Here is an 18,969-nt window from a genome sequence, read left to right on the forward strand (position 1 = left end):
GATTTAGATGCACTATATTTTTTGTGCAATGAGTCCAAAAACCTAGTCTACTAAGGGCAAGACACTTATCCTACAATATTTATCGAATTGTTACAAATTATAAGTCCTATAGCACTGGTGTTTGATTTTTGAAACAACTCCGTACAATTCAAAAAGCCTGCTTTCCCATTGCCTATTGCCCATTGCCTATTGCCTATAAATCAAACTTGATTCCTATATATACTTACAAAAACGAGCTGCGCTTATGAATGAAAACTTAATAATTCTTCGTAAGAATTATGTGACAAAGATAACTTAATAAAAAAATAAACATTCGTGAGACTGCATAAATTTATACTAGACAACAGAAGACTAAAAAAATTGTTACAAAAAGCGAGTGAAGCTATGACAGTAGGCTTTTCTCTACACAAACTAGAAAATGGCTCTAATTATTTGAGTTCCTCAGATATCCAAAGTTTTTGTCAACTTGAGTCTGAGCGATTAACGAGTCAAGAGCCAATTTTTTTCGCTCGGATTGTCTATTATGATTGCTTGCTAAAAACTCATCAGGAAGTTATCAATTATCGTCAAGACCAATCTCCTTTTTCTCAAAAAACTTTAGCTTATTTGCGTTCAGAAGTATGGCTGACAGACTTCCCGCCCGTTTTTACTATAAATAAATTTCAACTGAAAGATTTTTCATCTATTTGTTACATTTGCCCGATAGGCTATAGAAATCAAAAACCGGAATACATCCAAATTATTACTGTTGAAACTCTTGCAGAAAGTTTGGAATTATACATAAAACGCTCTGCTATGCTCTTGGGTAAGTATGTAGATATTTACTTAGACTATGGAAGACAAAAAAATGAAATTCAACTTTTGGAAGATATTTTGCATCGAGTCGGTCATCAATTGCGTAATTCTTTAGGGCTGATTGGACTGTATGCACATAATTTATGCTTGGGTTTAAAGGAAAATCCTTGGCAAGAACAAGCAACAATTATCAGCGAAAGTATCCAAGATTTAGATACTAATTTAAACGAGCTTATTGATTGTGGTCAAAGTGTAAAATTAAGAGTTGCTCTTCAAGATTTAAGAAGTTTAGTTGTTGAAAGTGTCAGAAATTTACAACCTTTAATTAATGAAAAACAACTTAAAATAATCATTCCTGACACATCTACAATTCTGAAAATAGACCGACTACAAATGAAGCAAGTTTTTGATAATATCCTGAGTAATGCTGTTCATTTTAGTCCGAATTCAGGAACTATTACCTGTAGCTGGCAGATTTTTCAAGAGGAAGTTTTAATTAAAATCTCTGACCAAGGGCCAGGATTATCTCCAGAGGATTTACAAAAAATCTTTACGCCTTTTTATTCCCGTCGTCGAGGAGGTACAGGGCTGGGTTTAACCATTGCTAAAAAAATTATTTTGGATCATCAAGGAAGTATCTGGGCACAAGCTTTATCGGAAAGTGGGGCACAATTTTCCGTAATTTTGCCGAGACCAAGAACTGGATAGGTAATTCGTAATTCGTAATTAAAAAAATGATTAACAATCAAAAACTTTCAGTTTTACTGGTAGATGATGAAGAACGTTTTCGCCAAGGGATACGTACCCTGCTCAATTTTTATAATATTAATTCTGCATTACCTATAGAAGTTGTAGGTGATGCAGATTGTGTAGAGCAAGTTTTAAAATTCACTAACCAGAAGAGTCCAGATTTAATTTTGTTGGATATGCAATTAGCGGGATGTGATGGGATTACAGTTCTGGCACGTCTGAAGGAAGCTGCGTTTTCTGGTAAAGTTTTAGTATTATCTGCTCATCAAGAAGATGACTGGATTTTCCGCGCAATGCAGGCGGGAGCCGCTGGTTATGTGTTTAAAAATCGCTTGGCGACTCAATTGTGTGAAGCGATTAATACTGTAATTAGATCGGAAATTTATTTACCTTCAGAAGTGGCAAGTCGATTTTTCCGCTGTTTTCAAGCTTATTCAGATTCTTCTGTGAAAGCATCTCATCAAGTGCATTTAACAGAAAGAGAACAAGAAGTTTTATACTGGTTAACTCAAGGTGCTTCTAATGAAGAAATTGCTAAGCATTTATATGTGACAGTTGCTACTGTTAAGGCGCATCTCACCAGTATTTTTGAAAAATTGAAGGTTACTAGTCGTACTCAAGCTATTGTGGCCGCACTCAAGTTAGGATTAGTTAAAGCTTGATACGTCAGGAAGGAATAGACGTAATTCACTAAGCTGTTTGTAACCTATTCCACATTTAGAGCAGTTTTCTTTTGCATGAAGTACAAAGCTAGTGGTTTTGAGGCAGGAGGCACACTTTGGCTGCGCTCAGTGAGCAGGAGGCACGAGGGAGAACTCTTTATATCTGATTTTAGCCCTGCATTTTCTACCTCATTTACTTGCAAACTGCTGTAACTTGCATATACTCAGTAGTAAGGATGTTTGCCAACAGAAGGTTTTTCATTTTGAATTTTGAATTTTGAATTGCTTATATGCCTTCACCAGAATCTTTTTATCAAGAATACCCCTGTTCATATAATTTTCCCTTAAATTGCGATCGCCCTTTCCAAACGGCACAGCAAATCAAGGGCGCTAAGTTTTGCTTGGAATGTGGTTTTCTGGCAACTTTACCGCAGGAGGCTGAGATTAAAGGTAGTCAGGGTACTTACCAAATAGGTAGTTTTTCTGGTGTGCGGGGTTTAGGCCGTTTATACTCAGGTATCCAACTTAAGGACAAACAGCCTGTAATTATTAAAGAATATTTACTACCGAATCGTTCTTTTAATGAAAACGAAACTCTCAAACGCAAAGAAACTTTTAAAAGAGTCGGTGGAGTAACTTTAGCTGATAGTCGAATTCAAAACTTTCGGCTTGTGGAAACTAAAGAAGCGATCGCTGATGATAAAGGAGAACGCTGCTATCTAATTACTAAAGGAATAGACTCATCCCAAACTTTAAGTAAGTATATCATTGAAAAGGGAGCAATGACACCTGTCCAAGTGCGGGAAGTCCTCAATCAAGCACTACAAACTCTCCAATTTCTCCACACCCAAAAGCTGCGTTTTCCTTCTAACCAAATACAACTCGGTCTAACTCACGGCAACATTAATTTAGATAGTACTTTAATTAAAGTAGAAGGCCATCAAAAATTTTCTATATATTTTTGTGATTTAGCCATCTGGGAAAACTTATTTATTCCACCGATTATTCCTCAACCAACCCCCGCCAGACCCGAACAAGATTTACAATCTTTAGGAATGGTAGCCTTTTATTTATGGGTAGGAAGAACAACTAATTTATCTTCTAACCAACCTTTAGATCCTAGAGATAATCAACAATGGCCAGATACAGATAATCATTTAAAACAATTTATTTATCGTTTAATTGGCTTGGAAACTCCTTTTGCAAGCGCAGAAGCCGCTCGTGAAGCACTGTTGCAGCTTCCCAAAGAAGAGGCTGCTAATCATTCAGTGCCTTCTTCGGGTTCTGAAATAATTGAAAAGCGTTTGCCAATGCCTTTAATTCTACTACTAGGAATTTTAGCTTTATTACTAGTAAGTACGGGAATTTGGTATTTTATTTTGCGTAATTCATCAACAGTTACATCAAATAAATTGATCGAATGGTCTAGATTGGTGCGGAATTTCTCAGAAGTTCCCAACGTTCCTTCCGGAAATTTTACTTACACAGGAGAAAAAGATAGTACATGGAGTTATATTTTAACCCAACCAGTAGATGATAGCCGTTTAGCAGATTTCTTGGCAAAACCCAAGGCAGATGCAACAGCAATATATAACTATAAATCAGTTTTATCAGCAGATGTAAATAATCAGATTCAAAGTATAGCAGAAGTAGAAACAGGGAAAAAAGACTTTGCAATTACTAGTTTGGAAAATAAGATTACAAGTCAATTAAAAAAAGAACAAATTGCCTATGATGGGTTGATTGTTTTTGTAGCATTTAATAAGAGAGACTCAAATCTGGCTAATACTCTGGGAGGGCAAATCAGTCTTGAACAATTGCGTCAAATTTACACAGGGAAAATTACTAATTGGCAACAAATTAATTCCAAGCTGCCAAATCCTCTGGAAATAAAACCTTTTGCGCCCACCGAGCCGGAAGCGATCGCTAAATTTCAAGAAATAGTTTTGAAAAATGACCCCCAAGACAAAGCCTTATTTGCAGCAAAAGTTACTAAACTGGATACCACAAAAACCCAAAACCAGATACGTAGCGAGACTTTAGAGGGACGAACTACTGGGATTATCAGTTTTGGCATTATCAGTAAAACGTGGAAGCAGTGTAGTGGTTATCCCCTAGCGATCGCCAATGGTAACAAGCCAGCTAGCCAACCTTTGTTTCAAAAACGCGATCGGCGCTCCATTAATCCCTCAGATGACTTGTGTAAGCATGATGATTATTATGTTGATGTTACTACTTTCCAAAGCTACCCTTTGGGATACCCTATTTTTGTAGTGTACCCCCAAGACAGTAACCGCCTATCCGGTGGTTCTACATTTGCCCAGATGCTAACAACTCGTCAGGGTCAGTGTTTACTTAGTAAAGTAGGTCTTGTCGCTTTACAACCTATGCCTGATGATATAAATTCCTATGCTTGCAAATCGGTGCCCTAATCCTAGTTGTGAATATTTTAACCGCACCCTGCCTAACAATACTAAGGTTTGTCCCTGGTGTGGGACTCCCATAGGTAATGTAGTGGCTCCCACATCACAACCACCTACTCAGTCACAGCCCAGTCAACCCCCTATTCAACAACCACCCATTCAACAACCGCCCATTCAACAACCACCTAGCCAGTATCAGCGCCCGGTAACAGACCAACCCAACTACCAAGCTCCTCAACAAACCCCCGTAGATTATTCAACAGTCTATCAGCCACGGGTTCCCTATCCCCCAACACCTCCTGTTTATACCCCCCCGCCTCAAAGAGGACCAGTTTTAAAGCTGATTCATAGCACCGGTAGAGAATTTCACCTCGTTGGTGAGGGAGGTTATATTGGTCGTCGCAGTCAAAGTCCAGGAATAGCGCCGCCAGAAATTGACTTAACTGGTATTCCCCATGAAGGAATAGTCTCTCGTCGTCATGCGCGAATTGATTGGGACTGGTCGCAAAATGCATTTATGATTGTTGATATGAGTACAAATGGTATTTATTTAAACAACAATCTTCTCACTCCAGGTATGCAATATCGACTGCTGAATGGCGATGTGTTGAGATTTGGTCAGGATAATCTAGTTAATTTTACTGCTTATGTAATGTAACATTAAGCTGTTAATTTTCAAGAATCAGAGAGTGCATTAGTTTTGCAAAAGTTTTTAAATTTGATAGGGTAGTTGGCGATTTATCAACTACCCTTCAATTTTGGCGTAGATGTATACGATCTTAAAATTAACGTGAGTTCGACTAACTCACGTTATAGCGATTCTCGTTTGGATGCAATACACTTTGACCTCTCTCCAAACCTCTCTCCTAAAAGGAGAGAGGCTTTGAATCTTACTCCCCTTCCCTTGTAGGGAAGGGGCTGGGGGTTAGGTCTGTATTCCACTCAACCTTGAATTTTGAATTGTTAACTCTCTCCCCCTGCCTACACAACGATGGGATATTTTTTTAGTTGGAAGTCCCTTAAGCCTGTTGTTTGCGATAAATCTCATCGGACGACTAGCGTTAACACAACGATTACTGAGTTTATAGCCATTTGCAGTTGAATAGACTACAACAGTAGGGGCAAATATTCCCCAATCTAACTTACAAGATGTAGGTAAAAAAATTACTGCGGATTATTTGATGATTGTCAGTTGAATTTAGTTTTAATTATGATAAAAAGCCCTGTTTTAGATCCTTTGGCAACTAGTATTCAGCGTGCAGAAATTTGTCAGATTTTAGGAGAGACTTATAACCAAGAACGTTGGAACGATTGGCGCTGGCAAATGCGGCATCGGCTGACTAAGCTGGAACAATTTCAGCAGTTATTACAGCTGACTCCTGCCGAAGAACGAGGACTTTTAATAGCACCAGAAAAGTTTGCTGTAGCGATAACACCACATTTTGCATCACTGCTCGATCCAAAAGATCCGCTTTGTCCATTGCGGTTACAGGTGATTCCACGAGAAGAAGAACTCATTGTCAGTAGCACAGACTTGGTAGATCCCTGTGGAGAAGATCGCGATACCCCAGTCCCAGGACTTGTACACCGCTACCCCGATCGCGTGTTGCTACTTGCCTTGGATACTTGCGCGGCTTATTGTCGTTATTGTACGCGCTCTCGTTTAGTCAGCCAAGGCGAGATGCAGCCAGTTATGCGGCGATTGGATGCGATTGTTGCTTACCTGGAAGAACACACCGAGGTGCGTGATGTCCTAATTTCCGGCGGCGATCCGCTGCTGATGTCTGATGAACCTTTAGATAATTTGTTGCGACGGCTGCGTGGCATTCCACATCTGGAATTTATCCGCATTGGTTCCCGCGTGCCGAGTTTCTTACCGCAGCGAATTACACCAGAATTAGTGGCTTTGCTACGTAAGCATCGTGTGTGGCTATCCTTGCACTTTTGTCATGTGCGAGAACTGACTCCTGAAGTAGCACAAGCTTGCGATCGCCTTGCAGATGGTGGTATTCCTCTTGGTAGTCAAACTGTCCTACTAAAAGGTGTGAATGATTCGGAAGAAGCGCTGAAGAATCTGTTTCACGGTCTTCTCAAACTGCGGGTGCGACCTTATTACCTTTATCAATGCGACCCAGTTGTTGGTACTGCACATTTGCGAACAAGTGTGCAAACTGGGATTAATTTAATCTCTAAATTGCGCGGTCATACAACTGGGTATGCTGTACCAACTTATGTAATTGATGCCCCAGGCGGTGGTGGCAAAGTGCCAATTCAAGCTGAAACTTTACTAGCTTATGAAAACGGCAAAGCTACAGTCCGAAATTGGATAGGTAAAACCTACACTTATGTAGATCCAATAGAGGCAGACTGATGGGATTTTGAATTCAGAATTCAGAATTAGCTCTCGACCGATTACAGCTAATAACGAAAGCTTGCTTACTGGAAGTTATAGGTTAATGGGAATATTTATTGGACTTTGTTATGACTTGAAAGCAGACTACCTTCAGGGTGGTTTTAATGCTGATGAAGTGATGGAATTTGACGATGAAGAAACTATCATTGGGCTAGAAGATGCACTATTTGAGTTAGGTCATCAAGTTGAACGTATTGGAAATGGCAGAGAACTGGCTGTGAGATTAGCAAAAGGCGATCGCTGGAATCTGGTTTTTAATATTGCTGAGGGTTTGAAAGGTCGTTCTCGCGAAGCACAAGTTCCAGCAGTCTGCGAACTATTTGCTCAACCTTATACCTTTTCCGATCCTCTGACCTGCGCCTTAACGCTAGACAAGGCGCTTGCTAAGAGACTGGTACGCGATCGCGGTTTACCCACAGCGCACTTTGAAGTAGTGAATTCCACCGCACAAGCACAAAACTTATCCCTACCTTTACCATTGTTCCTCAAACCGGTGGCGGAGGGTAGTTCTAAAGGAATAACCGGGCGATCGTTTGTTAAAGAACGCGAAGAATTAGTGACAAGATACGAATTATTACGCAAACAATTCCAGCAGCCCGTACTGGTGGAAACCTTCCTTCCTGGGCGAGAAGTAACAGTGGGTATTATTGGCAACGGCAGTAACTCACGGGTAATAGGTGTGATGGAAGTGATGTTTACAGATCGAGCAGAAACTTCTGCCTACACCACCCTTAACAAAGACGAATATTTGGAACGAGTATCTTATCGTTTGCTTATCGATCCTGAACCACTAGCAGCACAGGCAAGACAGCTGGCCTTGGATGCCTACCATACTCTTGATTGCCGTGATGCTGCCCGCGTAGATATGCGCTGCGATGCTAATGGTGTGTTGCAGTTTCTGGAGATTAACCCATTGCCAGGACTTCACCATATCCGCTCAGACTTACCGATTATGGGACGTTTAGCTGGTATGTCATACACAGAAATCATTGCCGCAATAGTCGAGTCTGCTTGGCAAAGGTATGAATTGAGGGAGTAGAGGGGCCGAGGGGATAGGGAGAATATTATTAACTCCAAACTCTTGTACAGACGCGATTCATTGTGTCTCTCAGCACTCACCATTCAAATTGGTGGTCAAAAAATAAAAACGCCCTACTAAAAGTACTGCACCGATAAGCATTCCTAACAATAAACCCAACCATAAACCTATAGCGCCCAAACCTAGAGTGAATGCCATCAAGTAGCCACCGCCTAGACCAACTCCCCAGTATGCGAACATCGTAATCAATGTTGGTGTGCGGGTATCTTTCAAGCCGATTAAAGCACCAGCAGCGATCGCTTGAATAGAATAAAATACTTGAACTATTGCCGCTATAGCTAAGAAAGAGATTGCAGTGTGAACTATCTCGACATTATTCAGATTATTGGTGTCCAAATACATACTCACAATGTAGTTGGGAAATAGCCAAAAAATTGTTGCCACAATGCTCACGAAAGGAATAATAAGTGCAATGCAAATAAAGGCTGCTCTATTTACACCTTTGAAATCATTTTGTCCCTTGAGTTGTCCTACTCTCATCGTAATAGCATAAGAAATACCTATAGACACAGTTTCGACAAAACTTTCTGTCTCCATAGCAATTTCATGGGCTGCTAATTTATCTGTACCAAACCATCCCATGAGTAGAGCGGTCGCAGTGAATACTCCAACTTCTGCTCCATACTGCAAACCCAAGTACCATCCTGTTTGGAAGATATCTAAAAACATCTCCCTATCGAATTTATATAAAGCGCTGTTTAACTGGTAGTCTTGAAAGTACTCATCTAAACAAATCCAGGCAGCGGCAGCGATGAAATTCAACCAAAAAATTAGTGTACTTGCCCAACCGATACCAGCTAAACCAAGTGCTGGTAAACCAAATTTCCCGAACATGAATACATAATTGATAGTTGCATTCAATAATAATCCCGCCACAGTAATTACTGTTAAAAATTGGGGGCGATTCAGGGCAGAGCTAACTTCTTTTAAGATACAAAAGCCGAGTGCAGCAGGAAAACCCCAAACGATAGATTGTAAATATGTTTTAGTTAATAATACATTGCTTTCTTCTTGACCAGTCAGCATCAGAATAGAATCAAAGTGCCAAATGGCAAACATTACAGGAAAACACACCATCGCGGCTAACCAAATTCCCTGACCAGTAGCACGGCTAACTCGATCTATTTTTCCTGCACCAAAAGCATTAGCAACAGTCGCGCCTACTGTTGAGAGAATAGAACGACAAATAGAGGCTAGGGTAGAAAAGGTGACCGCACCTAAAGCACCAGCCGCTAAAGCTTGGCTATTAAGTAACCCCATCATTACCCCATCCAATAACGGAATCCCTGCTTCCAAGATTTGAGCGATTACTAAAGGAACCACTAATTGTAAGCAGGCTTGGATTTCTAATATGAACTCTGATTTAAGTTCTTTTGAGGTTAACTCCATTCCGGTATAAATACTAAGTAGGGCTATAGAAAGGTTACCTTAGTATATTAAGATAAGTTAAGCTCAACAAGTAAGGGACTTCCAAATAAAAAATATACCGTCGCTTTGAGGGCAGGGGGCAGGGGGGCAGGGGAGACAGGGGAGACAGGGGGAGCAGGGGAGGTAGGGGGAGCAGGGGAGACAGGGGAGAAGAAATTAGTTGTATTGGATGCGGGAATTGAGTAATTTAATTTTTGGATGTCTCCAAGATTGCACTACCTCAGCAAAATTTAAAATCTAAAATTTGGTGATTTTGAAGAGCGATGTCTAGGACGGGCTAAGACTACGCACTAGTACGACAATAAAACTATGTAAAGATACGTTACATAAAATTGCCAAGTAGGATAATTTATACTTACGTCGATAGCGATCGCAATTAGACAAATTGTACGATCGACTCAAACAGTATTTATGGGGAAAAGTGAGATGAGCGATCGTAAAATTGGCCGCCCAAAAACAGCTACATCGACTTCTACAAATCCGTCTCTTGTCTCACCAAGTACTCCAACATTGGCAAACCCAACGCGTGGTTTTGGTTCACAAATAAACACTGCTCCAGCCGAAAAAGTAAATGAAGTAGCGATCAATTCGCAACAGACACAATCTGCTGATGAGCAATTATTAGAACCAGAAACTAACAAAAAACAGCCTCCTAGTCATGACATTAGTCGCATATCGCTGCGTTCACCAAAACGATTCAACCAAGGCGCGAGCAATACGCCAGAGAATGCAGTCGTCCAAGGGTATGGTATGGGTGATACATCCTACGGAGTAGAAGTTGCGTCTCCTAGCGGCGGACAACATCTGCCACAGCCTGTGCAAGACAAGATGCAGATGTCCTTAAATACGGATTTTTCAGATGTCCGAATTCATACAGATGGGCAAGCGGAAAAACTTGGCTCTCAGGCTTTTGCTTCTGGTAATAATTTACATTTTGCTCAGGGTAAGTATGACCCTCACAGCAAATCTGGTCAAGCTTTAATTGGACATGAATTAACCCATGTAGTTCAACAGCGCCAAGGGCGAGTTAATGCACCAAATCAGCCTGGAGGAGGAAATGCCACAGTTGTGCAAGACGAGGCTTTGGAGACAGAAGCTGATATGCTAGGCGATCGGGCAGCAGATAATTCTAATGTAGAGGACGAGCAATCTATTCAAGCCAAGGAAATAGAAGGAACTGTCAGCAACCTAATCCAGCAAAAGCCCATTGTACAAAATGTTCCACTTGTTGGCGCTGTCGTTGCTTGGGGTTCGGCTTTGACAACACAAGCAGCCGCAGAAGCAGCAACCGTAGCAGCAGCAGTGATTCAAGCTGGTCAAGCTGCTGCACAGGTAGGAGGTGCGCTTGCTCCCGGACAAAGCGGTGTGCAAAGCGTTCAGCTAGATAATGGATATATGTCACCTGTAGATAAACAAAAGCTACAGTTGATTACTCAGTATAGGATTATTAACGCCTACGTGGAACAGTGGAAAAGACAGCATCCTGATGTATCTTTAGCTCCACCAACTCCAGCCACCCCAACTCCAGGAACCACCCCAACTCCAGCCACACCAACTCAGGGAACCACCCCAACTCCAACGCCAGCAACTCCAGAAACATCCCCGAATCCAGCTGCCGGCACCATAGATACAGCGATTTTGGATGCTGTCAAAGCAAAAGTTCAGTTAGAGATTGAAACACAATTCAATACAAACCAAAAAACACAAATGACTGTGCAGTTTATCTGGTCAGACAGTGGAGATCACACCGCAGATTTAATCGGTACAGTTGGAGCAGTTGAATTTACCAACCTCAAAGGAACTTTTATCAGAGAAAATCTGCAATTGAGTAGTGATGCAGCCCAAATTCCCAACTTAGCTCCGCCAAACAGGGGTCAAGAAATGGATGTCAGACAATTCAGAGGCGGAAGTATGCGTCGGGGTTCTGCAATGTCTATTGGCTACGGTGATTCACTATCCATCAATTTGACAGGTAGCGGCCCAACGATAGACCATGCAGGAAACGATGGACATGGAGTACACACTTACAGCACAGATTGGAATTGGGATGACAATACAACACAAGGCGATTTTCCGCTGAGAATTCTGTCAGATGGAACACCTGTTTTTGAGGCTCCAAAATGGAGAGGCGAACCAGATGATTTCTCTTACCTTTAGGCTATAGCAGGACTAAAGTAATTCAAAATTCACGCATTCAAAATTTCACCCTGAGCGGAGTCGTACCCCTACGGGGAAGCAAGCTACGCGTAGCGTCTCGCAGAGAAGGGTCAAAATTAAGAAAGCCAGACAGAACAAGGGTTTCTTAATTTTGAATGTACATTGAAAATTTTTGAAATGCTTATCAGACTGTGCTTTCACGTTAAGTTGACACCCATACACAGCTGGGGAGCAACGCGAAAAAGTGAGATCATCGTGAAAAGAGCAGGGGGAGCAGGGGGAGTAAAAAGAAAATGTCTAGTATTTTTTACTACCGAAATAATCCTAAATACACTTGTTTCTTTCTCTACCCCTGCCTCCCCTGCCTCCCCACCTCATACTCACCACTGTCCAGAATTATCTTCTTGTTGTAAACCGATTAACTGTCGCCGCTTCCAAGCATAGTGAAGAATATTAATTCCTAGTTCTTGAGCTGTACGAATGGTTAATCGGGGTAGATTCAAATCTGCTAATCCCCAAGCAGTTGCTAAATCCCCAATTACTAAAATAATTCCTCCACCAATTAGTAGTTTAATTTGCTGTTGATTAACCAATGGTAACCCAGCAAATAAGAAAGGTTTTGTTCTTAAAGGATGACTCCGTTGCAATTCTTCTAAAGGTCTTAAAGGACTCTCTAACTGTTGTGCTAATGCTTGAGTACTTTCAATCAAAGTATTAGAATTTATTGGTGCATCAACTAGAAGCACACCACCTAAATTTAAGTAATTTTTAAGAGATTCAAATTCGAGACTATTTAAAGATATGGCTTGTCCACCTGTGAGATAAAGTAAGTCATAATCTTGGATATTTTCTGATAAAGAAACCTGTCCTGGTTCATCAGCCCCTCGCAAATTCGGATACAAGGGTTCTACTGCTTGTAACAAGTATGAAAGGCTGAAAAAATTACGCGCACATTCTGGGTCACTATGATTGGCCTGCGCTATTGCTACAAGTGCTTGGGGACGCATTTGTGCTTGGCGGCGATAACGCAAATCAATGTTGTTATATCCAGGAAAAAAAGCATCCGCAGGTTGGGTAATGTCAGTATGTCCAGGTTGCAGAAGGATTCGACATATTTCGATTTCTGAACTGATTGGTGTAGAGTTTCTTTGGTCAATTCGATAAGTTTCTTGAACAAGATCTCTTTGCTGTGCGCGTCGCAATTCATCAGGGTCTACATAGCTGACTACTAAGTAGATCATGATTGGTTCTGAGGTTGCTACTTCTATATCAATGGGAAATTCATAGGAGGTGGGTACAACAATTAAATTACCTGCTAAATCAATGGCTATACCAGGTTGAATTTGTACCCAACGTCCATCTCGATATCTGGCTTCTACTTGGCTGGGTGCAGGAATATCTCGGACACCTAAACCGCAAACAATTCCTGGTTGATTTAAACTTTGATATTGGGCATTTTGCCGCAGACGATGGTAATCGTGGGCTGCTCGCCAGCGTTCAGCATTGATTAATAATCCGTCTGTGGCTTGCAGGCGTTCAAAGGATTTAATTGGGGGGGGTGGGAAGGGGTGGGACATAAGTAATTCAAAATTCAAAATTCAAAATTCAAAATTAAGAAAAGTTTACGCAGAGGCACAGAGAGAATAAGTTTTAGATTTTATTAGCTAGGAGGATTTTCGATAGTTAGTTCGTAGGTGCAGAATGCTGGTTTTTCTTGTTCGATTATTCTTTGAATAAGTTGTTCGTTGATGATACCGCTAGAAATGTTGGAACGTAAACGAACTACAAAATGATAAGCTTGTCCGCCGGCTAAAACTGCATTTCCGATTTGTGCGTCTCCGATAATGAAACTTGGCCCAAAAGGTTCTGTGATACTAATATGTTTATCTGCTTCATTAGGTAAATGTTCGTCTAAAGGTAAGCCTGTATAAAGATGTAAGTAGAGACGCAATCCTTTACGAGTTCCTCGCCAGCGATAGAGTTCTACTGCACGACGAATTAAACGCCGCTGTTGCTGGAGATCCCAAACGGAATCTACTTGCCAAGCAACCCAATGAGCCATAAAGGGTAGTAGTGCTTGCGGCGATGTCAGGGGGTCGAGGTTTGCCCACATGACGTTATAACTATCAATTATTGGTTGAAAAGCTTGCTCAAATATTTTCATGAAGCGACCAATAAAGTCTATTTCACGATACAAAATTGGCAAGAATTCCATGTAGGCGGTGTAGGGACGAATGTATAAATCAAAATACTCACTTCTGTGGATTTCTTCGTTGTCTGTGCCTTGGTCGATATGTACAGTAACTAGGCTGCGAAAATTAAGAGTTAGTTTGTCTTTTTTTCCTGAGTTTATGGCTTCTTGATCTTCAAAAAATGTGTCAGGAATAGAAAAGTAGAGAGATACATCCATTTTTTTGTTAGGTGCTATCTCATTACCGTCTGTAATAATCTGACACCACTCACTCGGAAAGTTTCCCTCAACGCTCAAGTTGACTTGCAAAGGACGCGATTTGAAGTTTTCTACATGGACAATCATCTCGCTTGGGTGTCCAGGATGCAAGAGTAAACTACAAGAAGCTGCATCCATGTTTTCCGTACTGGCAAAGGTTAAACCCCCCACAGGTAAAGCTTCGGGAATTTGCATTGGGGTTAATTGAATGCGTACAGCTGGACTAGAGCGACTTTGAGTCATAGGATTGGGGACTGGGGATTGGGGACTGGGGGTAATAACTACTGACTAATGACCAATGACTAATCAGCGATTAATGATTTGGATGTCGTGACTTGAACGCAGATTTGTGTCAGCCCAAGAACATATCAAACCTTCTGGGCCTGGGTCAATTAATTGTTCTGGTGATGATTGTCGTCTCCAAATTTCTCCTTGTTTGCGGATGGGAAATAGCAGGACGGGGCCTAAATGACGCACGCCTGGGGTTTGTTGCAGTAAGGCGACAATATCCGATGTATAAACTGGTCGCCCAAATGGCCAGCCTTGGCCGTCGAGTCCTCCGGTTAATGGATTTAAATATTTATACAGCAATACTCTTAAATTGCGGCGAATTTCTTCTCTGGCATAAGGATTGTCGTAGGCGGGTTCTAGGGCTATTTCTGTTTGGACGGAAACACCTACGTAACTGGGTTCTTGGAGTTCTATTTGTACTCCTAGTAAGCGCCTTTCATCTAAGTAAGTCAAAATTTGGTCTTGGAGTGCGCGACTCAAACCAAATTCTTCTGGTGTCATGCCATCCCCTTGAGCGATCGCATCTGTATTGGCGAATGGAACTATTACTAAACTAACTATACCTGCTTGTCTACGCGAATTTGCTGACAAACACCTGACGCGAGCGATCGCTCCTCTGCCTGCTTGTTGGGTTAAAACTTCAAAATCTTCGGCGGTGACGGCGCGATCGCGGGTACGGAGAATTCGCGGTGCTTTCATCACAGCTTGTTCTAGTGACTCGGCATCCGCACCATTCATTGCTGGGATTAGATTTATGACACTGGCAATGTATGGATATGCAGACTTCAAAAACTGAATTGCCCCAGCTTGCACGTTACCTTCTCTACCACCACCTGTGCGATATGCTACCATTCTAATCTCAGCGCCACGGGGAGGAATCGCCCCATACTGGTGTTGAGACTGGCTGTTTTCTAGAGTACTGACTTGTACAGATGTGTCGTCTAATCGTGGTTGCTGAATTCGGGTTCGCACTTGTGTTTGCTGTTTGAGTTGACTGGGTTCCCGAATCAGCGGGCCAAATTGCACTTCACCTGTCAGGGAATCCACGGTGTAATGAAAGTGATGCGGTGCAGAATCAGCAAAATCTCTCACCTCAGTCCACCTCTGAGGCAAACCATTAGCAGGAGTAACTAAAATATACTCGTTTTCTTTGCGGTCTAAAATTGGTGAGCTTTGTAACTGGAAACTCTGACCGGGTGTACCATCGCTAATTCCCAAGCGCTCATCGATAATCAGCGTACTGTGACTAGCCCTGACTGTGCCGCCAATTGACCGTATTGCTAAACCAGTAATTCGTGGCGGACGATTGTAACCAGATTGATTGGTTTGTGTGATGGCAAAGGCACAACGCAGCCAGCGACCCCGGTAAGAGGTAAAGTTAGTTACAGGCCAAATCTGCGGGAGATGCAAACGTATCTCTGCTCCTTGAGCCGGGTTTCCACCTTGTTGAGCCATCTCATAAAAACTGAAGCCGCGAGTTTTATCATCTGATTCTTGCAATAAAACTGGTTGCCAATTTTCTCCATCCCAAGCTTCCCAGTTGCGGGGCGGTTGATTGGGATTAATCCCAGCAGGAGTAGCCGCAGCTCCTTGGAAAATAATTTCTAAGACATTAGCATCTAAAGGATCGTCAGAATTAATTACTAAATAAAAACAGTTACCAGGCTGGGGTTCTTCTTCAAAAATTGACTGTTCGTTACCTGTCCAGTAACCATTAGATTGACGAGTCCAGGAAGTTGTGACTCTCTCTCGCAGAGATTGGGGAATATCTTCGATGGTTTGCGCCGTTAAAAAGTGCTGTATCCGGGGTTTGCCGATGACTAGCGGCGAATCTGTGCTAAAAGTAATAGATTCTGTTGTCTCAGTTTCAATAGTTGCAGCTTCTAATCCTGCGGGAATAGTGTAAGCTTCGGGTAGTTCAGCGCTTAAATAAAAAGTTAACTCTGTGTAGGCTGGGGCAGGAGGCTGGAGGCGAATACCCAGTAATTCCAGAAAAGCTACATAATTTTTTCGTGGTACTTGGTTAAATCTCAGCAACATTTGGTCAGTTAACCAAGCAAATAACTCAATTAGCGTAATTCCTGGGTCGCTGAGATTGTGGTCTGTCCATTCCGGACAGTACCGGGGAATACGCATTATACATTCATCCACCAAGTCATCGAAAGCGCGATCGTCTAAGTTGGAAGAAGGTAATTTTGGTAAAAAGTCAAAGTTCATACCAATTTAAAAAAAGAATGTGACAGATAGACCATTTTGTAGAGACGCGATTCATCGCGTCTTCTTAATGCGTGAATTTTGAATTGATCTCACGATTCCTCCCCAGCTGAAACCAAATAAAAAGGATAAACAAAGCTATACATATCGTGACCCTCTTTGAGTCGATAATTGATGGTGATATCTACTCTGCCGCGTATAGGGTCAGGTTCGGTGAGAACTTCCTCGACAATAATGCGTGGTTCCCAAACTTCTAAAGCTTCCAAAACATAAATCCGAATTCGCAGTAGAGTATCGGTATTCAAAGGTGCAAACGCCAGTTCTGACAAGCGCGAACCAAAAGTAGGCCGATAAACCCGCTCACCTACTCCAGTGCGGAGGATAATCCAAATAGATTCTTTAACTTTTTGTTCTTCACGGCTAAGCTGTATCCCACCTTGCACATTCAAGCGCAATGGATAAGCCCAACCTGTTCCCAAATAGGCTCGCTCACGACCATAAACCATATCTGGCACTTAGACAGCTGTTGACATTTATATCTTCAAAGATATCGGCACAAAGGGGTAAAGCCTATTCGCCAAAGGTCGAGGATGAAGGGGCAGGGGGCAGGGGGAGAATAATAACTCTTCACTCTTGACTCAGGACTGGGGACTTTGCCGTATCTTTGGTGGTAAACTAGCAATTAATTTTGGGTTGTGCTGTAGCTAAACTCAACCTCTAAGAACTGCATTCGCCTTTGGTGTGCTCAAAGCGATCGCCCTAACAATCTCCATGAAAAATTTTGCTTTACTATTTGCCATAGCTATCGCTGCTACATTTGGATTAGTTTTCGGGACAATGGAAGCCGCCTCTGCTTTAAGTTGGAACTGGAGTTATTCTGCTACTGGGATAACGGCCAGCGGTACTTTCACCACTAATGACACTCCTGATGATTTGGGTTTTTACCAGATTTTGGAAATTACTGGTACACGAAATGGTGAAATAATTACTGGTCTGCAACCTACCGGAACTCCAATACCCGGAAATGAACCTTCTAGTATTGACAATTTAATTAGTCTTAATGCTCAACAGTTAACGGGTGAAGGTTTTGGATATTCCACTTCTGTTGGAAATTACTCTAGTCCATTTTTCGCTAGTTTTTTGCCGACACCGAGTTATTTAGAGGTTTTTTCGGTGCCGCCATTGATACCAGGTTCTAAAAATTTGGGAGCGGAAGATAGTGAGTTACCCATTAGTTTTTCTGCAACTATAAATCACCGTCCCTGAACTTCACTTCTATTGTTAGCTTACTCACTTTCGGTACTCTAAGCGTTGCTTCAGCAATCACAGGACTTACGCAAAATTATGAAAAAACGTAGACGCGGAGCGGCTTGCCGCAGGCTACCACAAAGGACACAAAGAACACAAAGAAATAAGAGTTTCAGAGAGTTTTTGCGTAAGTCCTAAATCAAATTTAAAATGACAAATGACTAATTCAGTACTTTGCTATATCTTTGGTGGTAAACTGCCATTAGTTTTAGATTGGGCTGTAGCTTAACTCAACCTCTAAAAACCGCATTCGCCTTTGGTGTGCTCAAAGCAATCGCACTAACAACCTCCATGAAAAATTTAGCTCTATTATCTGCCACAGCTATTGCTGCTACATCTGGATTAGTTTTTGGCACAATGCAAGCGGCCTCTGCTTTAAATTGGAACTGGAATTATTCTGGTATTGGCATAACGGCTAGCGGTACTTTCACCACTAATGACACAGCTGACGATTTGGGTTTTTACCAGATTTTGGGAATTACTGGTACACGCAATGGTGAAACAATTACTGGTTTGCAACCTGCTGGAACTCCAATACCAGGAAACGAACCTTTTAATGTTGATAATTTAATTAGTCTGAATGCTCAGCAATTAACGGGTGACGGTTTCGGATATTCCACTTCCGGAGGCAATTATTCTAGTCCATTTTTCGCCAGTTTCTTGCCGATACCGAGTTATTTAGAGGTTTTTTCGGCGCCACCATTGATACCAGGTTTTGAAAATTTTGGGCCGGAAGATAGTGAGTTAGCCATTAGTTTTTCTGCAACTATAGTCACCGTCCCTGAAGCTAGCTCTATTGTTAGCTTACTTGCCTTCGGTACTCTGGGCGTTGCTTCAGCACTCAAAAGTAAGAAATCATCCAAATCATCCAAATTCACTGACAAGAGTCTCGAAAAAGTAATTTAGCTAGTAGCTAGAGGGGCTTTCAATACTTGTCGGTTAAGGGGAAAAGGGGAAGGGGAAAGGGGGAAAGAAAAAAC

Annotated in this window: 14 protein-coding genes; 9 read left to right on the plus strand and 5 right to left on the minus strand. The window is 41.8% G+C overall.

The window, feature by feature from the left end; translation table 11 throughout:
* The first annotated feature begins 384 nt into the window (after positions 1-384).
* The 6 genes from ACM0OY_RS16560 (at position 385) to ACM0OY_RS16585 (ending at position 8,082) form a co-directional block, all read left to right on the plus strand.
* Positions 385-1,503 (plus strand): sensor histidine kinase, encoded by a 1,119-nt coding sequence (locus tag ACM0OY_RS16560; protein ID WP_414569935.1) that lies wholly within the window; start codon positions 385-387, stop codon positions 1,501-1,503.
* Between the two features lie 26 nt (positions 1,504-1,529).
* Entirely contained in the window at positions 1,530-2,207 is a 678-nt protein-coding gene (locus tag ACM0OY_RS16565) for a response regulator (RefSeq protein WP_414569936.1), read from the plus strand.
* Positions 2,208-2,497: 290 nt separating this feature from the next.
* Entirely contained in the window at positions 2,498-4,639 is a 2,142-nt protein-coding gene (locus tag ACM0OY_RS16570; RefSeq protein WP_414569937.1) for a substrate-binding domain-containing protein, read from the plus strand.
* A complete protein-coding gene (locus tag ACM0OY_RS16575; RefSeq protein WP_414569938.1) occupies positions 4,617-5,288 on the plus strand; it encodes an FHA domain-containing protein in 672 nt (223 codons plus the stop codon). The genes ACM0OY_RS16570 and ACM0OY_RS16575 overlap by 23 nt, the downstream gene beginning before the upstream one ends.
* Positions 5,289-5,840: 552 nt before the next feature.
* The gene (locus ACM0OY_RS16580) at positions 5,841-7,001 is read left to right on the plus strand and encodes a KamA family radical SAM protein (protein WP_414569939.1); all 1,161 of its coding nucleotides are present in this window, start codon (positions 5,841-5,843) and stop codon (positions 6,999-7,001) included.
* 7 nt (positions 7,002-7,008) lie between these two features.
* Complete coding sequence (locus ACM0OY_RS16585) at positions 7,009-8,082, plus strand: D-alanine--D-alanine ligase family protein (RefSeq protein ID WP_414569940.1); 1,074 nt, start codon at positions 7,009-7,011, stop codon at positions 8,080-8,082.
* Positions 8,083-8,151: 69 nt separating this feature from the next.
* Here ACM0OY_RS16585 and ACM0OY_RS16590 read toward each other — a convergent pair whose 3' ends face one another.
* Positions 8,152-9,531, minus strand: coding sequence for an MATE family efflux transporter (locus tag ACM0OY_RS16590; RefSeq protein WP_414569941.1), 1,380 nt, complete (start codon positions 9,529-9,531; stop codon positions 8,152-8,154).
* Between the two features lie 465 nt (positions 9,532-9,996).
* On the opposite strand from ACM0OY_RS16590, the gene ACM0OY_RS16595 reads away from it, so the two are divergent.
* Positions 9,997-11,727, plus strand: a complete 1,731-nt coding sequence (locus ACM0OY_RS16595; RefSeq protein WP_414569942.1) for a DUF4157 domain-containing protein — start codon at positions 9,997-9,999, stop codon at positions 11,725-11,727.
* 380 nt (positions 11,728-12,107) lie between these two features.
* Here the strand turns inward: ACM0OY_RS16595 and ACM0OY_RS16600 are convergent, their stop codons facing one another.
* From ACM0OY_RS16600 to ACM0OY_RS16615, 4 genes are all read right to left on the minus strand, one after another.
* The gene (locus tag ACM0OY_RS16600; RefSeq protein ID WP_414569943.1) at positions 12,108-13,304 is read right to left on the minus strand and encodes a DUF4159 domain-containing protein; all 1,197 of its coding nucleotides are present in this window, start codon (positions 13,302-13,304) and stop codon (positions 12,108-12,110) included.
* Positions 13,305-13,387: 83 nt separating this feature from the next.
* Complete coding sequence (locus ACM0OY_RS16605; protein ID WP_414569944.1) at positions 13,388-14,419, minus strand: phage tail protein; 1,032 nt, start codon at positions 14,417-14,419, stop codon at positions 13,388-13,390.
* A gap of 63 nt (positions 14,420-14,482) precedes the next feature.
* Positions 14,483-16,684, minus strand: a complete 2,202-nt coding sequence (locus ACM0OY_RS16610; protein WP_414569945.1) for a putative baseplate assembly protein — start codon at positions 16,682-16,684, stop codon at positions 14,483-14,485.
* 89 nt (positions 16,685-16,773) lie between these two features.
* Positions 16,774-17,187 carry a GPW/gp25 family protein gene (locus ACM0OY_RS16615; RefSeq protein WP_414569946.1) on the minus strand — a complete coding sequence of 138 codons (414 nt, stop codon included), beginning with the start codon at positions 17,185-17,187 and terminating at the stop codon, positions 16,774-16,776.
* A gap of 265 nt (positions 17,188-17,452) precedes the next feature.
* On the opposite strand from ACM0OY_RS16615, the gene ACM0OY_RS16620 reads away from it, so the two are divergent.
* Both ACM0OY_RS16620 and ACM0OY_RS16625 read left to right on the plus strand, forming a co-directional pair.
* A complete protein-coding gene (locus ACM0OY_RS16620; protein ID WP_414569947.1) occupies positions 17,453-17,947 on the plus strand; it encodes a PEP-CTERM sorting domain-containing protein in 495 nt (164 codons plus the stop codon).
* A gap of 333 nt (positions 17,948-18,280) precedes the next feature.
* A complete protein-coding gene (locus ACM0OY_RS16625; RefSeq protein WP_414569948.1) occupies positions 18,281-18,895 on the plus strand; it encodes a PEP-CTERM sorting domain-containing protein in 615 nt (204 codons plus the stop codon).
* Positions 18,896-18,969 lie beyond the last annotated feature (74 nt).

Source organism: Nostoc sp. CCY 9925, assembly GCF_963920935.1.
In the GTDB taxonomy this organism is placed as follows: domain Bacteria; phylum Cyanobacteriota; class Cyanobacteriia; order Cyanobacteriales; family Nostocaceae; genus Nostoc.